The sequence below is a fragment of the Monashia sp. HAY1-5C genome, from assembly GCF_056755255.1.
Genome location: NZ_JBPGXG010000041.1, coordinates 1 through 15,780, shown reverse-complemented (window position 1 = coordinate 15,780; position 15,780 = coordinate 1). Strand labels below are relative to the sequence as shown.

Annotated in this window: 19 protein-coding genes; 11 read left to right on the top strand and 8 right to left on the bottom strand. The window is 73.6% G+C overall.

Features of this window, described 5'->3' with window-relative positions; translation table 11 throughout:
- Positions 1–22: 22 nt before the first annotated feature.
- Entirely contained in the window at positions 23–475 is a 453-nt protein-coding gene (locus tag ACR9ZK_RS08595; RefSeq protein WP_481341477.1) for a winged helix-turn-helix transcriptional regulator, read from the bottom strand.
- An 88-nt stretch (positions 476–563) separates the two neighbouring features.
- On the opposite strand from ACR9ZK_RS08595, the gene ACR9ZK_RS08590 reads away from it, so the two are divergent.
- The 8 genes from ACR9ZK_RS08590 to ACR9ZK_RS08555 all read left to right on the top strand — a co-directional run bounded on the left by ACR9ZK_RS08590 (position 564) and on the right by ACR9ZK_RS08555 (position 5,212).
- Complete coding sequence (locus ACR9ZK_RS08590) at positions 564–1,157, top strand: dihydrofolate reductase family protein (protein ID WP_481341476.1); 594 nt, start codon at positions 564–566, stop codon at positions 1,155–1,157.
- Positions 1,154–1,543 carry a TIGR03618 family F420-dependent PPOX class oxidoreductase gene (locus ACR9ZK_RS08585; RefSeq protein ID WP_481341475.1) on the top strand — a complete coding sequence of 130 codons (390 nt, stop codon included), beginning with the start codon at positions 1,154–1,156 and terminating at the stop codon, positions 1,541–1,543. The genes ACR9ZK_RS08590 and ACR9ZK_RS08585 overlap by 4 nt, the downstream gene beginning before the upstream one ends.
- 211 nt (positions 1,544–1,754) lie before the next feature.
- The gene (locus ACR9ZK_RS08580) at positions 1,755–1,997 is read left to right on the top strand and encodes a DUF1272 domain-containing protein (protein WP_481341473.1); all 243 of its coding nucleotides are present in this window, start codon (positions 1,755–1,757) and stop codon (positions 1,995–1,997) included.
- A gap of 26 nt (positions 1,998–2,023) precedes the next feature.
- Entirely contained in the window at positions 2,024–2,566 is a 543-nt protein-coding gene (locus tag ACR9ZK_RS08575) for a DUF1990 family protein (RefSeq protein WP_481341472.1), read from the top strand.
- A 45-nt stretch (positions 2,567–2,611) separates the two neighbouring features.
- Complete coding sequence (locus ACR9ZK_RS08570) at positions 2,612–3,034, top strand: hypothetical protein (protein ID WP_481341471.1); 423 nt, start codon at positions 2,612–2,614, stop codon at positions 3,032–3,034.
- Between the two features lie 42 nt (positions 3,035–3,076).
- Positions 3,077–3,730: a VWA domain-containing protein gene (locus ACR9ZK_RS08565; protein WP_481341470.1), complete on the top strand. Its 654-nt coding sequence runs from the start codon at positions 3,077–3,079 to the stop codon at positions 3,728–3,730.
- A gap of 23 nt (positions 3,731–3,753) precedes the next feature.
- Positions 3,754–4,227, top strand: a complete 474-nt coding sequence (locus ACR9ZK_RS08560) for a hypothetical protein (protein ID WP_481341469.1) — start codon at positions 3,754–3,756, stop codon at positions 4,225–4,227.
- A 34-nt stretch (positions 4,228–4,261) separates the two neighbouring features.
- Positions 4,262–5,212 carry a phosphotransferase enzyme family protein gene (locus tag ACR9ZK_RS08555; RefSeq protein ID WP_481341468.1) on the top strand — a complete coding sequence of 317 codons (951 nt, stop codon included), beginning with the start codon at positions 4,262–4,264 and terminating at the stop codon, positions 5,210–5,212.
- Here ACR9ZK_RS08555 and ACR9ZK_RS08550 read toward each other — a convergent pair.
- A complete protein-coding gene (locus tag ACR9ZK_RS08550) occupies positions 5,205–6,944 on the bottom strand; it encodes an FG-GAP repeat domain-containing protein (protein WP_481341467.1) in 1,740 nt (579 codons plus the stop codon). The genes ACR9ZK_RS08555 and ACR9ZK_RS08550 overlap by 8 nt on opposite strands.
- A 119-nt stretch (positions 6,945–7,063) precedes the next feature.
- Here ACR9ZK_RS08550 and ACR9ZK_RS08545 point away from each other — a divergent pair, with 119 nt between their 5' ends.
- From ACR9ZK_RS08545 to ACR9ZK_RS08535, 3 genes are read left to right on the top strand one after another with little or no spacing between them, the layout of a single operon-like run.
- Positions 7,064–7,519, top strand: coding sequence for a helix-turn-helix transcriptional regulator (locus ACR9ZK_RS08545; RefSeq protein WP_481341466.1), 456 nt, complete (start codon positions 7,064–7,066; stop codon positions 7,517–7,519).
- A gap of 10 nt (positions 7,520–7,529) precedes the next feature.
- Entirely contained in the window at positions 7,530–7,940 is a 411-nt protein-coding gene (locus tag ACR9ZK_RS08540; RefSeq protein WP_481341465.1) for a VOC family protein, read from the top strand.
- On the top strand, positions 7,937–8,407 hold the full coding sequence (locus tag ACR9ZK_RS08535; RefSeq protein WP_481341497.1) for a pyridoxamine 5'-phosphate oxidase family protein: 471 nt from the start codon (positions 7,937–7,939) through the stop codon (positions 8,405–8,407). Before ACR9ZK_RS08540 ends, ACR9ZK_RS08535 begins: the two co-directional genes overlap by 4 nt.
- A 136-nt stretch (positions 8,408–8,543) precedes the next feature.
- On the opposite strand, the gene cobA is transcribed toward ACR9ZK_RS08535, so the two are convergent.
- The 6 genes from cobA to ACR9ZK_RS08505 all read right to left on the bottom strand — a co-directional run bounded on the left by cobA (position 8,544) and on the right by ACR9ZK_RS08505 (position 15,611).
- On the bottom strand, positions 8,544–9,797 hold the full coding sequence (gene cobA, locus ACR9ZK_RS08530) for a uroporphyrinogen-III C-methyltransferase (protein WP_481341496.1): 1,254 nt from the start codon (positions 9,795–9,797) through the stop codon (positions 8,544–8,546).
- A gap of 19 nt (positions 9,798–9,816) precedes the next feature.
- Positions 9,817–11,160, bottom strand: a complete 1,344-nt coding sequence (locus ACR9ZK_RS08525) for a sulfate adenylyltransferase subunit 1 (protein ID WP_481341464.1) — start codon at positions 11,158–11,160, stop codon at positions 9,817–9,819.
- Positions 11,160–12,116, bottom strand: a complete 957-nt coding sequence (gene cysD, locus ACR9ZK_RS08520) for a sulfate adenylyltransferase subunit CysD (protein ID WP_481341463.1) — start codon at positions 12,114–12,116, stop codon at positions 11,160–11,162. Before cysD ends, ACR9ZK_RS08525 begins: the two co-directional genes overlap by 1 nt.
- The gene (locus ACR9ZK_RS08515; RefSeq protein ID WP_481341462.1) at positions 12,113–12,862 is read right to left on the bottom strand and encodes a phosphoadenylyl-sulfate reductase; all 750 of its coding nucleotides are present in this window, start codon (positions 12,860–12,862) and stop codon (positions 12,113–12,115) included. Before ACR9ZK_RS08515 ends, cysD begins: the two co-directional genes overlap by 4 nt.
- Complete coding sequence (locus ACR9ZK_RS08510; RefSeq protein WP_481341461.1) at positions 12,859–14,598, bottom strand: nitrite/sulfite reductase; 1,740 nt, start codon at positions 14,596–14,598, stop codon at positions 12,859–12,861. Before ACR9ZK_RS08510 ends, ACR9ZK_RS08515 begins: the two co-directional genes overlap by 4 nt.
- A gap of 128 nt (positions 14,599–14,726) precedes the next feature.
- Positions 14,727–15,611, bottom strand: a complete 885-nt coding sequence (locus tag ACR9ZK_RS08505; RefSeq protein ID WP_481341495.1) for a 5-oxoprolinase subunit C family protein — start codon at positions 15,609–15,611, stop codon at positions 14,727–14,729.
- Between the last annotated feature and the right edge of the window lie 169 nt (positions 15,612–15,780).

Below are 15,780 nucleotides of genomic sequence, written 5' to 3'. Positions count from 1 at the left end.
GGGCCGTCTCGGCGTCGGCGCGTCAGGCTGCGCTTCCGGGTCCGGGGAGCACGTCGACGTCGCGGGCGTGCATCGCCTCCCCGCAGTGCGCACAGCGCAGGTCGACGCTGCTGACCTCGCCGCACGCGTGGTGCCGGTAGAGGACCGGGGGGCCCGCTGTCCCGGCGAGCCACCGGTCCCCCCAACCCACCATGACCATGAGCAGGTCGACGAGCTCCACGCCCTTGTCGGTGAGGACGTACTCGTACCGGGGACGCCGGTCGTACGGCCGGCGCTCGAGGACGCCGTGCTCGACCAGGTGGTTGAGTCGCTCGGTCAGGACCTTGCGCGAGATGCCGAGGTCGGCCTGGAGCTGCTCGAAGCGGGTGAGCCCCACCCACACGTCGCGCAGGACGAGCGGCGACCAGGGCTCGCCGATGACGTCGAGGGTGCGCGCGATGGAGCAGGCCATCTCGCCGAAGTTCGTCCGCTGCATCCTGCCAACCTAGCAGTTGGGGTTCCCTCAGGGAACTTTGACTGCTACGGTCGTGGAGTCTCCTGAAGGAACTCGAAAGGACAGCGACATGACCAAGGTCCTCGTGGCACTCTCGGTCTCGGTCGACGGCTACATCACCGGGCGCGACCCCGGCACCGGGCGCGGGCTCGGCGACGGCACCCGCCTCTTCGACTGGTACGTCGACGGCGACACCCGGAGCACCGTCTTCGACGGGTTCTCACTGACCGAGCCCAGCCGCCGCGTCTTCGATGCCGCCGCCGCCCGCGTCGGCGTCTCGCTCGTCGGGCGCAACACGTACGACGACTCGGGCTGGGCAGCGGGCGGCGCCCCGCACCCCACCGCACCGATGGTCGTGGTCAGCCACCGGCCGCTGCCCGCCGACCACGAGCGCCAGACGCTCGTCACCACCGGAATCGCGGACGCCGTGACGGTCGCGCGCCGGCTCGCCGGGGACAAGGACGTCGCCGTCATGGGCGGTGGGGTCGCGACGGCGGCACTCGCCGCCGGCCTCGTCGACGAGGTGATCCTGCACCAGGTGCCGGTCCTGCTCGGTGCGGGCCGCCGCCTCTTCGGTGAGCTGCCCACGCACGTCGACCTGAGGCTGCTGGAGGCCGTCGCCGCCCCCGGCGTGACCCACCTGCACTACGCGGTGTCCCGATGAGCGCGCTCGAGCCCGAGGTACGCCGGGCTCTCGAGGCCGCACCGATCGCACACCTGGCGACGGTCCTGCCCGACGGCGGGCCCCACGTCACCCCGGTCTTCGTCGGCACGCAGGGCGACGCGGTCGTTGTCTTCACCGGGCCGGACTCGCGCAAGGCCCGCAACCTGCGCCGCGACGCCCGGGTCGCGCTGTCCGTGGCACCGGCGGACGACGCCTTCACCCCGGTCGCCATCCGGGGCCGGGTCGTCGAGTGGCTCGAGGGTGACGAGGCGTGGACGATCGTCGACCGGCTCGCCGTCGCCTACACGGGCCAGCCGTACGACCGGCGCCTGCGCCGCGTCGTCGCGCTCATCGAGGTCGAGCGTCAGACCGTCGGCGTCCACTGACCGGGGGGTTCGAGGCCGCTTCGCTACGTCACTGCTCACTCAGAGTGAGCAGTGACGTAGCGAGGGAGGGACCACCGCCGCCCCGGTGGCCCGGTGGCCCGGCGGCCCGGCAGCCCGGTCGCCCTGAGGCCCGGTCGCCCGGCGGCCCGGTCGCCCTGGCGCCCGGTGGCCCGACGCCAGCGGCGCCGGTCCTCGCTGCGAGACTGCCGACATGCTGGAGCTGCGACCGAACTGCGAGTGCTGCGACGTCGACCTGCCACCCGAGTCGACCGAGGCGATGATCTGCACCTACGAGTGCACCTGGTGCGCGCGGTGCGTCGACGCCTGCCTGGGTGGGACGTGTCCGAACTGCGGCGGTGACCTCCAGCCCCGACCGCACCGCCCCTCAGCCGGGCTCGAGACGCATCCGGCGTCGACCCGCCGCGTCGTCCAGCCCGGGCTGCACCGCGGCTGACGGCCACCCGCGGGGCAGGATGGGGCATGGCCGTCCGGCCGCTGTCCGAGGAGCGCGCAGCCGCCCTGCGGGCTGCCGACCTCACCTACCCGCGGGACGTGGTCGTCGCCGACCGGCCACCACCGGGCTACCACGCCCTCGAGGTCTCGCGGTGCCTGCAGCGCCGGGACTTCGACGCCGCGGTCGCGGACCTCATGGGGTGGCGGGTCCACGACCGGGCCGGCCTGCGCGTGCGGGCGTCGGAGCCGTTCGCGGAGCTCGACTCCGTCGTCGAGCTGCGCCTGGGAGGGTGGCTCGGCATCCGGGTCCCCTGCCGGGTCGTCGAGGTCTTCGACGAACCCGGGAAGCGCGGTTTCGCGTACGGCACGCTGCCCGGGCACCCCGAGAGGGGCGAGGAGCGGTTCGTCCTCGAACGGCACGCCGATGGCAGCCTCCGGTTCACCGTCTCCGCGGTCTCCCGGCCCGGCTCCTCCGCGGCGAGACTGGGCGGCCCCGTGGCGCGGGCGGGTCAACGGTGGATGGCGCGGCGCTACGTCGCGGCCCTCGACCGCCTGCAGTCGGTCGGCTAGCCCCAGCTCTTGCGGTGCCGCAGTAACTGCGCCTACCGTGGGTGAATGAGCGACGACCGGCGCCCACCCCTGCCCATGGAGACGGAGCAGGCCCTGCGCACGACCATCGAGGCCGCGCGCGAGGCGCTCGACCGCACCGACGCGTCCCGACCCCTCGAGGCCCTGCCCCTGCTGCGGGCCGCGCAGGAGCACCTGACCGCCGCCGTCGACGAGGCGATGGCCGCGGTGCTCGTCGCGGAGGGCGGCACCATCCGGACGGCCGGCGCACTCGCCGGCCTGTCCGAGAACGCCGTGGGCCCCCGCCTGGCCCGCACGCACCTGCTCGGCGCGTACGGGTCCGAGGCCGGCCGCGTCACCGCCGCGGGCGTCGAGCGCGCCCGCTACGACCTCGAGGAGGGACGCCATCGTCCCGCCCCCGACGCGTCCGCCCGCCCGCTGCGGTTCCGCGCCCGCCGCAGCACCGACTGAGGGGACCACCCGACCACCCGACATCGAGCCGAGGAGCCCGCCATGACGAACCCGAACCTCACGCACCTCTACTTCCTGCTCGACCGCAGCGGGTCGATGCAGTCGATCAAGGACGACACCGAGGGCGGATTCGACGCGTTCATCGCCGAGCAGCGCGCCCAGCCGGGCGAGTGCCGGGTCACCCTGGCGCAGTTCGACGACCGGTACGAGGAGGTCTACCGCGACGTGCCGGTGGCCGACGTGCCGTCGCTGCGGCTCCAGCCGCGCGGCTCGACGGCGCTGCTCGACTCCATCGGGCGGCTGCTCGGCGAGGCCGGCGAGCGGCTCGCGGCGCTCCCGGACGACCAGCGTCCCGGCGTCGTCATCGTCGGGATCATGACCGACGGGCACGAGAACTCCTCGCGCGAGCTGACCCACGCCCAGGTCAAGGCCCTCATCGAGCGGCAGATGTCCGAGTACTCGTGGCAGTTCCTCTACATGGGCGCGGACCAGGACGCCATCGAGGTCGGCTCGAGCATCGGCGTGGCGGCCACCCACTCGATGACCTACGGCCGCGGGCGGGTGGCCGCCGCGATGGCCGCGACGTCGCGCAACATCGGGCTGACCCGGTCGGCCGTCGCGGCGGGCGCCTCGGCCAAGGAGGCGGGTCTCCACCTGGCCTTCGACGAGGAGCAGCGTCGCGCCGCCACCGAGTGAGCCGCCGGAGGTACGTTGAGCGCATGAGCGACGCCGGCGACCGGCCCGACCGCACCACGGCCGTGTGGGACGAGCAGTTCACCGTGCCGGTGCCCGCCGGACCGGCGGCCCCACCCGCGCCGCCCAACCCGTACGCCGGCCGCCCGGCCTGGCCGGCGGACCCGGCGCGTCCTGCAGCCCGCACGGCAGACCCGACCGCCGACCCGCTCCTCGAGCAGCTCGGCGTGGCCCTGTTCTGGATCGCGGTCGGCTGGTGGGTGTTCGTCCTGCTCCGGGTGCTCGGGGAGTTCACCCGGCACGGCATGACCGACACGATCCTCATCCGCACCATCGACGACGGCCCGGAGGAGACCGTCGTGGCCGCCGTCCTGTCCGTGCTCGCTGCTGTCCTGCTGCTGCTCGGTCGAGGCCGTGGTGGGCGCACGCCGCTCGGCTGGTCCTCGCTCGGGCTGGCGGTGGCCACGGTGTCGGTCGCGGTCTGGCGACTCGTTCCCTGACCGTCCGACCGGCCTGCGGCACAGGGGGATCGCCATGATCGAGGGCTCCGAGGGTGACGCCATCGCGGCAGCGTTCGGGCTCGCGCGTGCTGGCGAGCCCGTCACCCTGAACGGCCCGGTGGCCCGGGGACGGCTCGGCCGCGTCTGGCGGCTCGACGCCGGGGCGCGCTCGTTCGCCGTCAAGGAGTGGTATGCCGCGCCCAGGCTCAACGACGTCGGTAGGGACGCCGAGTTCGTCGACGCCGCAAGGGCACTCGGCGTCCGCACACCCGAGGTGCTGCGCACCACGGACGGTCGGGTGGCCGCCGAGGTGGCGGGCACCGTGGTGCGTGTCTTCGAGTGGGTCGGCCTGCGTCCGAGGACGCGCTCGCTCGACCCGGGCGCGGTCGGGCGGACCGTCGCGCTCCTGCATCGGGCGGCACGGCGCACCGAGGACCCGGTGGACAACTGGTTCGCCACCGGAGCCGGGGAGCAGAGCTGGCGCGACCTCGCCCGACGCGTCGCCGACGCGGGCGCCCCGTTCGCCGGTGAGCTGCACGCGCTCCTCGACGACCTCGTAGCCGTCGAGCGGGTCATCGAGCCGCACGAGGCGCCACGGGTCTGCCACCGGGACCTCTGGGCCGACAACGTGCTCGCGACGACCGACGGCGACGTCTGCGTCATCGACTTCGAGAACCTCGGCCCGGCCGACCCGAGCCAGGAGCTGGCCATGGTGCTGTTCGAGTTCGGCGCCGACGACCCGACCCGGGCCCGCCTGCTGCACGACGCCTACCGCGCGGCCGGTGGCCCCGGCAGGGTCACGCGTCGGGGCCACTTCTCGATGCTCGTGGCCGAGCAGGCGCACATCGGACAGCTGGCGTGCTCGCGGTGGGTCGGGGCCGGTGAAGGGCCCGAGCGCGACCGCCTCGCAGCGTGGTTCCTCGAGATCCCCGAGGACCCCGTGACCCTCGCCCGGATCGACCGGATCCTCGCCGCCGTCAGCTGATCGACGTGGTGAGCGGGTGGCCGGCGTTGGTCAGGCTGCGGCTCGTGAACCCGCCGCGGCCGTTGCCCGGGTAGAGCCAGAGCCGTCCAGCGGTGTCGAGTGCGAGCAGGTCGGCCCTGCCGTCGCGGTCGAGGTCACGCCCGGTGAGCAGCGTGCGCATCGGTCCCCAACCGGTGCCGACCCGCACCGGCGCGGCCAGGCCACCGTTGCCCTTGCCGGCGTAGAACCACAGGGTGCCGTCGGGCCGGACGACGTGGACGTCGGCGAGCCCGTCGCCGTTCGCGTCACCGAGCGTCACGATGAGCCGCGCAGAGCGGAAGGCACTCGTGGCAACGACCTTGCCCGCGGCCAGGCCCTGCGTACCGCGGCCGGCGTAGAACACGAGCTCGCCGGTGGAACGCCGCGCGAAGAGGTCGGCCGAGCGGTCGCCGGTGAAGTCGCCGCCGGCGACGAGCAGGTTCATCGCGTTCCAGCCGCTCGCGCCGATCCGGACCCGGTTGCGCACGAACGGGTAGAGCCAGAGAGCTCCCTTCGAGTCGCGGGCCAGGAGGTCGTCGCGCCCGTCGTCGTCGAGGTCCCCGGCGAGCGAGATCATGCTCATCGACCGGGTCGGCAGGTACGACGTGCTCAGGGGTTCGCCGAAGGAGAAGGAGCCGGGCCGGCCCCGGTTCAGCCAGAGGTCGGGCATCCCCGGCCAGAACTCCCCCAGGTCTCGCAGCGCGTCGTTGCCGAGCAGGGACACGAGCGCAGGAACGCCCGGGACGGTGAGCTTCGACGACCAGAACGTCTGCGACAGGTAGCCCGGGCTCGAGCAACGCGTCCGCACCTGCAGCGTCGTTCCGCGCTCCATCGTGTGGACGTAGTGGTACTGCCCCGTCTCGCCGTAGAGGGCCGCGCCGTCGCGGTACCACTGGTGGTCGCACGTCAGCTCGGGGACGACGGTCGGGTCGCCCGGGTACCAGGAGGTCGGTCGCACCTCGACGGCGAGCGTCTGGCCGGAGGCGCCGGAGCCCGTGGCGGCGTAGGCCGCCTTCACCACGCCCACCGGTGGCGTCGGTGCAGCCGCCCACGTGCTGCCGGCCCCGGTGGCTGCCTGGTGCGAAACCACCGCGACGCCGAGCGTCTGACCTTCATCTGCCGCGACCCGGGCGTGCACCCAGGGGTCGACGCCGGGGTCGGCGGGGATCGGAGTGCCCGACCGCGACCACTGGTACGAGACCGAGACCGTGCCGAGCTCCGCGTCGAAGGTGGCGGGCAGCTGCGGCGAGTACCAGACGAACCGGCGGTCGGTGGCGTCGTACTGCAAGCCACCGACCAGCCATCGGGTGGCGACCACGGGCGCGCTGTTCTCGGTCTCGGTGGCCCCGCCCGGGGCGGTGGCCGTGATGCTGAGACCGATCGTGCGCCCGAACTTGGCCCGTCCGATGGGCGTCTGGGCGACGTTCGCGGTGGTGGTGGTTCGGGCCAGCTCGCCCGTCTCGTCCGACCACACGTAGGTGTACGACGTGCCCGCCGGGGTGTCGGGCTGCGGGACGACCGCCCCCGTCGCCTGCGCGTCGAGAACGACGTACAGCTTGACGCTGGAGATGAGGTCGGCGGTGTCCGCGGCATCGGCGACCGGGGCGGGCACCACCAGGGCGAGGACGGCCACCATCGCGGCGCGGCGCCACCGGATGCGCCGTTGCGTCCCGCCGGCGCGGTGGTGGGCAGGGCGCGGTGCGGACGAGCTCATGTGGTTCCCCTGTCGGTCGAGCCAGGTTCGGCACCGGCGGTTCGCACTCTAGGACCAGGCGGACTGCTCCGGGGCGGTACAGCCCCGACGCGTCGGCGCCGAGATGCGAGGATCGGTCCGTGACCAGGGGTTCGGGAGCACGGACGGACGACGAGCAGCGGCGACGCGACCTCGCGCTGCTGCGACGCGTACGGGACCGCATCGACCGCGAGTACGCGCAGCCGCTCGACGTCGAGGCGCTGGCCCGCGGGGTCAACATGTCGGCCGGCCACCTGAGCCGCCAGTTCAAGCTGGCCTACGGCGAGTCGCCGTACCAGTACCTCATGACGCGCCGCATCGAGCGGGCCATGGCGCTGCTGCGCCGCGGGGACCTCAGCGTGACCGAGGTGTGCTTCGAGGTGGGCTGCTCCTCGCTCGGCACGTTCAGCACCCGGTTCACCGAGCTCGTCGGGGTCCCGCCGAGCGTCTACCGGCAGGAGCAGGCAGGCGCCACCGACGGCCTCGTCCCGTGCGTCGCCAAGCAGGTGACGCGACCGGTCAGGAATCGAGAAGCATCCGCGTCGCCGCGGGCCTAGCGTGGGCGCCATGGACCTCAGCATTCACTCGAGCTTCCTCCCACAGGACGACCCCGACGCCGCCATCGCCTTCTACCGCGACGCGCTCGGCTTCGAGGTGCGCATGGACGTCGGTCACGCCGGCATGCGATGGATCACCGTCGGCCCGCCCGGCCAGCCCGGCACGTCGGTCGTGCTCTACCCGCCCGAGGCGACGCCCGGCCTCACCGACGACGAGCGGCGCACCATCGGCGACATGATGGCCAAGGGCACCTACGGCTCGCTCCTGCTCGCCACGCCCGACCTCGACGAGGCGTTCGCGAAGATCGAGGCGACCGGTGCCGAGGTCGTGCAGGAGCCGACCGACCAGCCCTACGGCGTTCGCGACTCGGCCTTCCGCGACCCGGCGGGCAACCTCGTCCGGATCCAGGAGCGACGCTGAGCGCGCCGGAGTCGGCGGCGCCCGCCCGGGACCGGGCCACGCGCGTCGCCGACACCCGTCGCCGGCTCGAGCAGGACGTCGACCTCTGGGTCGCCACGGCGGACGCCGGTGGTGGCGTGCCGGGGCTCGTGCCGCTGTCCTTCGACTGGGACGGCACCGAGATCATGGTCGTGACGCCGGTCGGCTCCCCGTGCGGGCGCAACCTGCGCGAGACCGGCCGGGTCCGCTTGGGAATCGGGGAGTTCCGCGACGTCGTCATGGTCGACGCGTCGGCCCGCGAGGTGTCGACCGACGACGTCCCCGAGGAGCAGTGGCAGCGGTACATCGTCCGCACCGACTGGGACCCGCGCACCGAGCGAGCGGACTACGCGGTGTACCTCCTGCGCCCGGAGCGCATCCAGGCCTGGCGCGAGGCGAACGAGATCCCCGGTCGCACCCTGATGCGCGACGGCGTCTGGCTGGCCTGACCCGAGGGTCCCGAGCGGGAGCGATGACGGACCTTCGCCGGTCCGACGCGGCCGGTCCGTGCTCAGCAGGTGGGTGCCGGCGCGCGAAGCTCCGTCATCGGTCCCGGTACGGTCCGGGGAAGGTGTGCCTGACGCGTCAGGCGGGCTCGCCGGCCCACGCGGGTGCGAGTCGCACGACGTCCCCGACGACGACGACTGCGGGCGCCTCGACGCCGACCTCGGCGGCCCGCGCGGCGATCGTCGCGACCGTGCCGACGGTGACGCGCTGGTCGGGCGCGAACCCGCGCTCGACGACGGCCACGGGGCACTCGGGCGAACGGCCATGGGTCGCAAGGAGATTCATGGTACGAGCCAAGTTGGTCACGCCCATGAGGAGCACGAGCGTGTGGTCGCCACCGGTCGGCAGGACGGGGACGTCGTCGTGGCCGGTGACGACGGTGAAGCCGCGGGCGACACCCCGGTGGGTCACCGGGATCCCGGCGGCCGCGGGAACGGACACCGCCGACGTGACGCCAGGGACCACCTCGACGGGGATGCCGGCGGCCTCGCACGCGGCGCGCTCCTCACCGCCGCGGCCCAGCACGTACGGGTCGCCGCCCTTGAGCCGCACGACGCCGAGGCCGCGCTGCGCCTCCTCGACGAGCACGTCGTTGATCCGCGACTGCGGCACCGGGTGGTGGCCGGGCGTCTTGCCGACGTCGATGACGCGCACCGACGCGGGCAGCCGGTCGACGACACCACGCGGCGCGAGACGGTCGAGCACGACGACGTCGGCCGACGCGAGCAGCTCGTACCCTCGGGCCGTGAGGAGCCCGTCGACGCCGGGGCCACCGCCGACCAGCGCGACCCAGCCGCGGCGTCCGTGCGTGCGGGTGCGGCGCAGGTCGAGGCGCCCGGTGGCGAGCGCCTGCTCGACGCCGTCGCGGACGGTCACGGCCAGGCCCGGGTCACCGGCCGCGTAGGCCGACACCGTGACCCGCCCGTCGGGAGTGGTGACGTCGGTGCGGGCCGCGACGCTGGCCGTCGTGCCCGCGGCGTCGGTGGCATCGACGCACCACACGCGCAGGGCCTCGGCGTCGGCGGCGACCTCGCGGTCGACGGACGGCTCGCCCGTCGCGGTGTGGACGAGCCAGGCGCCGTCGAGGTCGGCCGGTCCGGCGTAGTCACGCTCGACCCACTCGACGCGGCCCGACGCCGCGGCACCGGCGGCGGACACGGCGCGAGCGCGAACGAGGTCCCGCAGGTCCTCGCAGACCCACGGGGCGACGACGCGCACGACCGCGCCCTCGTCGAGGAAGGCGCGGACGCGTCGGGCCGCGACCGGACCACCGCCGACGGCCACGACGAGCCGGCCGGTGAGGTCGAGGACGACCGGCAACGCGGACTTCACCGACGCCACGGCCCGGGCCTCAGATGTCCCAGTCCTCGTCGCCCTCGGGCGACGACGGCGCCTCCGGCGCGGTGGGCAGGGTGGCGCCGACCATGCCCGCGGCGAGCGTCCGGCCGTCGTGCGCGTCGATGAGCAGGAAGGCTCCGCTGCGACGTGACACGGCGTACGGCTCTACCGGCAGCGGCTGCGACACGCGCAGCGTGACCAGGCCGATGTCGTTGAGCGACAAGGACTCTGCCGGCACGGCGTGCAGGTCGTCGAGGTCGAGGGCACCGTCGATGCCACGCACCGCGGTCTGGACCGTCCGCGAGCCGTGCTTGAGGAGCAGCCGCTGACCGGGGCGCAGCGGCGCGTCGCCGAGCCAGCAGACGACAGCCTCGATGTCCTGCGTCGGCTCGGGGGCGTCCGCTGCGGCGGCGATGACGTCACCTCGGGAGATGTCGATCTCGTCGGCGAGGCGCAGGGTCACCGACTGCGGCGCGAAGGCCTCCTCGAGGGAGCGGTCACCGAGGTCGATGCCGACGACGGTCGTGCGGCGGCCGGACGGCAGCGCGACGACCTCGTCGCCCACGCGGACGACGCCCGAGGCCACCTGGCCGGCGTAGCCGCGGTAGTCGCGGTGCGCGGCGTCGAGGGCCGCGCCCTGCGGGCGGATGACGAGCTGCACCGGCAGGCGGAACGACTCGTGGGCGGGGTCGTCGGACGGCGGGAGCGCCTCGAGCAGCTCGAGCAGGCTGGGGCCGCCGTACCAGTCGGTGCGGGCCGAGCGGTCGACGATGTTGTCGCCGTCGAGCGCGCTCACCGGGATCGTCGTCACCTCCTCGACGCCGAGCTCGCGGGCGACGGCGCGCACCTGCGCGTCGACCCGCTGGTAGACCTCCTGGGAGAAGTCGACGAGGTCGATCTTGTTGACCGCGACGACGACGTGCGGGACGCGCAGCAGCGCCGTGACGGCGAGGTGCCGACGCGTCTGCTCGAGGACGCCCTTGCGGGCGTCGACGAGCAGGACGACGACGTCGGCGGTCGAGCTGCCGGTCACGGTGTTGCGCGTGTACTGCACGTGCCCGGGGCAGTCGGCGAGGACGAAGGAGCGGCTCGCCGTCGCGAAGTAGCGGTAGGCGACGTCGATGGTGATGCCCTGCTCGCGCTCGGCGCGCAGGCCGTCGGTGAGGAGGGCGAGGTCGGCGGCGGTGAGGCCGCGGTCACGCGACACCCGCTCGACGGCGGCCAGCTGGTCGGACAGCACCGACTTCGTGTCGTGCAGGAGGCGGCCGACGAGCGTCGACTTGCCGTCGTCGACGGAGCCCGCGGTGGCGAGGCGGAGCAGGGTCCCTGCGGTCGTGGGGGCGGTGGCGGTGGCCATCAGAAGTAGCCCTCCTTCTTGCGGTCCTCCATGGCGGCCTCGGAGATCCGGTCGTCGGCGCGCGTGGCACCGCGCTCGGTCAGGGTCGAGGCGGCCACCTCGACGACGATCTCCGCGTTCGTCGCGGCCGGCGACTCGACGGCACCGGTGCACGACATGTCACCGACGGTCCGGTACCGCACGAGGCGTTTCTCGACGGTCTCGTCCTCGCGCGGCTGGCTGTACGGACCGACTGCGAGCCACATGCCGTCGCGGTGAAACACCTCGCGCTCGTGCGCGTAGTAGAGCGGCGCGAGCGGGATGTCCTCGCGCTCGATGTAGCGCCAGATGTCGACCTCGGTCCAGTTGCTGATCGGGAAGACGCGCACGTGCTCGCCGGGCCGGTGCCGCGGGTTGAAGAGGTTCCACAGCTCGGGGCGCTGGTTCTTCGGGTCCCACTGGCCGAACTCGTCACGGAGGGAGACGATCCGCTCCTTGGCGCGGGCCTTCTCCTCGTCGCGCCGGCCGCCGCCGAAGACGCCGTCGAAGCGGTGCTCGTTGATGGCGTCGAGCAGCGGGAGGGTCTGGAGCGGGTTGCGGGTGCCGTCTGCCCGCTCGCGCAGGCGGCCGTCGTCGATGTAGTCCTGGACGCTGGCGACGACGAGCCGCAGGCCGAGCCGCGCCACCGTCTCGTCACGGTAGGCGAGCACCTCGGGGAAGTTGTGTCCGGTGTCGACGTGCAGCACCGGGAACGGGATCGGCGCCGGCCAGAAGGCCTTGGCCGCGAGGTGCAGCATGACGACGGAGTCCTTGCCGCCGGAGAAGAGCAGCGCCGGACGCTCGAGCTCGGCGGCCATCTCGCGGATGACGAGGATCGACTCGGCCTCGAGCGCGTCGAGGTGGCCGAGGCGGCGCTCCGACGCGTCCGGCGAGGCGGGCGTCACGGCATCGGTGTGGGTGTCGAGGGTCGTCGTCATGTGTGGAGTCCGCACTCGGTCTTGGTGAAGCCGGCCCAGCGGCCGGCGCGGGGGTCCTCGCCGGGCTCGACCCGGCGGGTGCACGGTTCGCAGCCGATGGACAGGTAGCCGTCTGACAGGAGCGAGTTGACCTCGACGTGGTTGTCGACCGCGTAGGTCTGCAGCTCGTCGAAGGTCCAGGCGGCGAGCGGGTTGATCTTGACGAGCCCGTTCTTGTCGTCCCACGTGACGAGCGGCGTGTTCGTGCGTGTCGGTGCCTCGTCGCGGCGGACGCCGGTCACCCACGCCTCGTAGGTCGGCAGCGTGCGGGCGAGCGGCTCGACCTTGCGCATCTGGCAGCACAGGGCCGGGTCGCGCTCGTAGAGGCGGGCGCCGTACTTCTCGTCCTGCTCGGCGACGGTGAGCTCGGGCGTGACGTTGACGAGCGTGATCGGCAGGTCCTCGGCGACGATGTCACGCGTGACGAGGGTGTCGGAGAAGTGGTAGCCGGTGTCGAGGAACAGCACGTCGACGCCGGGCGCGAACCGCGAGATGACATGCGGCAGAACGGCATCGGCCATCGAGCAGGCCACCGCGAGGGACCCCTCGAAGTGGAAGGCGGCCCAGGCCGCGACCTCGTCGGCGGTCGGCTCGCGCTCCGGGTCGGCACCGAGCGTCGCGTTGAAGTCGTCGACGATCGCCTTGAGCTCGGCCTCGGAACGACGCCGGCGCGGCACCTTCGGGGTGGCGAGGGGGACGGCGGTCACTGGAGGGCTCCTTCCTCGGCGCGGTGCGCCCACGCGGCGAAGGTCTCGCCGGCGGCACGCTGGGCCACGTAGGTGCGCACGACCCGCTCGACGTAGTCGGGCAGCTCGGTGGACGGGACCTTGAGACCGCGCACGGTGCGCCCGAGGCCCGGCTCGTCGCGGTCGGCTGAGGCCAGGCCGCCGCCGAGGTGCACCTGGAAGCCCGGCACCTGCACCGGGCCGTCCGGGCCGTCGACGGTGATGATCTGGCCCTTGAGCCCGATGTCGGCCGTCTGGATGCGGGCGCACGAGTTCGGGCAGCCGTTGACGTTGAGCAGGATCGGCGTGTCGAGCGAGCCATCGGCGACGAGGTCGGCCAGGCGCGTCTCGAGGGCGGTGATCGCGGCCGCCGCGGTGTCCTTGGTGTCGACGATCGCCAGCTTGCAGAACTCGATGCCGGTGCAGGCCATCGTCGTGCGGCGGAAGGGGCTCGGCCGGGCGCTGAGGCCGAGGCCCTCGAGGCCGGCCACGAGGGTCTCGACGCCGTCCTCGGGCACGTCGAGGACGACGAGCTTCTGGTGGGCCGTGAGGCGGACGCGACCCGCGCCGACCGACTCGACGAGGTCGGCGAGGCCGGTCAGCGTGTGGCCGCCGACGCGTCCGACGACGGGGGCGGCGCCGACGTAGAAGCGGCCGTCCTTCTGCGCGTGGACGCCGACGTGGTCGCCGGGCCCTGTGGCGGGCGCGGGCGCCGGTCCGTCGGGCAGCGCGTACCCGAGGTACTCGGTCTCGAGGACCTCGCGGAACTTCGCCGGACCCCACTCGGCGAGAAGGAACTTCAGGCGCGCCTTGTTGCGCAGGCGCCGGAACCCGTAGTCGCGGAAGATCGAGACGACGCCGTACCAGACGTCGGCCGCCTGCTCCTCGCGGACGAAGACGCCGAGGCGCTCGGCGAGGCGCGGCGTCGTCGAGAGGGCACCACCGACCCAGAGGTCGTAGCCGGGCCCGAGCTCGGGGTGCACGACGCCGACGAGCGACACGTCGTTGATCTCGTGGACCACGTCGAGGCTGGGGTGCCCGGTGATGGCGGTCTTGAACTTGCGGGGCAGGTTCGCGAGCTCGGGGTCACCGATGTAGCGGCGCTTGATCTCGAGGATGACCGGCGTCGGGTCGATGATCTCGTCGGCGGCGATGCCGGCCACCGGGCTGCCGAGGAAGCCACGGGGGGTGTCGCCGCAGGCGGTCGTCGTCTCGAGCCCGACCGTCTCGAGGCGCCGCCAGATCTCGGGCATGCTCTCGACGTCGATCCAGTGGTACTGGATGTTCTGCCGGTCGGTGATGTCGGCGCTGCCTCGCGCGAACTCCTCGGAGATGCCGCCGAGGACCCGGAGCGCGGCGGGGTCCAGGGCCTGGCCGTCGGTGCGGACCCGGAGCATGAAGTAGCGGTCCGACAGCTCGTCGTCGCTCAGCTGGGCCGTGCGGCCGCCGTCGATCCCCGGCTTGCGCTGGGTGTACAGGCCCCACCAGCGGAACCGGCCGGTGAGGTCCTGCGGCGGGATCGAGTCGAAGCCCTCACGGGCGTAGATCGTCTCGATGCGCTCGCGGACCGCGAGGCCGCCCTCCTCCTGCTTCCACACCTCGTTGGCGTTGAGCGGTGCCGGGCCGTCGACCTTCCACTGGCCGTTGGAACGGTCGCCGCGGGGCGGGCGGGCAGCCGGACGGGCCGCGGGCCCGGTCGACGTGTCGGTGACGGTCATGTAATCGAATGTATAACCACCGATTATTCGACGTCAGGGCCGGTCCAGAATCCGGCCCATTCCCACCCGCGGCGTGGGAATGCGGGACGCGGGACCCGTCGCGGCACCGCCTGCCGCCGTGGGCACCGTCAGCGCCGGGCCCAGCGCAGCCGGACACGGTCGCCCGGACGCAGCTGGGCCGCCCGGTCCACGTCACGACGCGTCACGACCGCGACGACAGGGTAGCCCCCGGTGACCGGGTGGTCGCAGAGGAAGACCACGGGCTGACCACCGGGCGGCACCTGGACCGCACCCGCCACCATGGGCTCGCTCGGCAGCTCGGCCTCGGCGAGGGCGTCGACCCGCCGCACCGGGTGGCCCTCGAGGCGCAGCCCGACGCGGTTGCTGCGCGAGGACACGGTGAAGGTCACCTCCGGCAGGTCGCCGAGCTCGCACCAGTCGGCGCGGGGCCCCGGTGTCACCTCGAGGAGCGCCTCGTCACCGGTGGGCGCCAGACCTTGCGGCGCCTCGTCGACGACGGGGAACAGGGCCGGCGCCGGGCCGACCGGCAGGACGTCGCCCACGGCCACCGGCGCCGGACCGAGCCCGGACAGTGTGTCGCTCGAGCGCGAACCGAGGACGGGGGCCACGTCCAGGCCGCCCCGCACCGCGAGGTACGTGCGCAGCCCCGTGGACGGCGTCGCGACCTCGAGCACCTGTCCGTCGGCGAGCCGCACCGGCGCGGCGAACCCGACCGGCCGGCCGTCGACCGTCGCAGCCGCCGGCGCGCCGGTCAGCGCGACGAGGAGGTCACCGCGAGCGCGCACCGCCAGTCCCCCGAGCAGCACCTCGAGCGAGGCCGGCGCACCCGGCGAGGCCGGCGCACCCGGCGACGCCCTCGACGTGGGGTCCGGGTCGTCGACCGCGTGACCGACGAGACGGACGCCGAGCAGGTAGGCGCTGCGGTCGGCCGCGCCGGACCGGCCGACGCCGACGTCCCCGAAGCCGGGACGGCCCAGGTCCTCGACGAGCACGAGCGGCCCCGTGGCGCGCACCTCGAGGGCGCGCCCACGGTCCTCCGCGACCGCGCCTGCCCGGGATGAGGTGGCTGAGGGGGAGGCGCCTGGAGTGGAGTCGGCTCGGTGGGAGGGCTGTCTCTTATACACATCTCCGAGCCCAAGAGACGGAGCTACATCTGGGGTG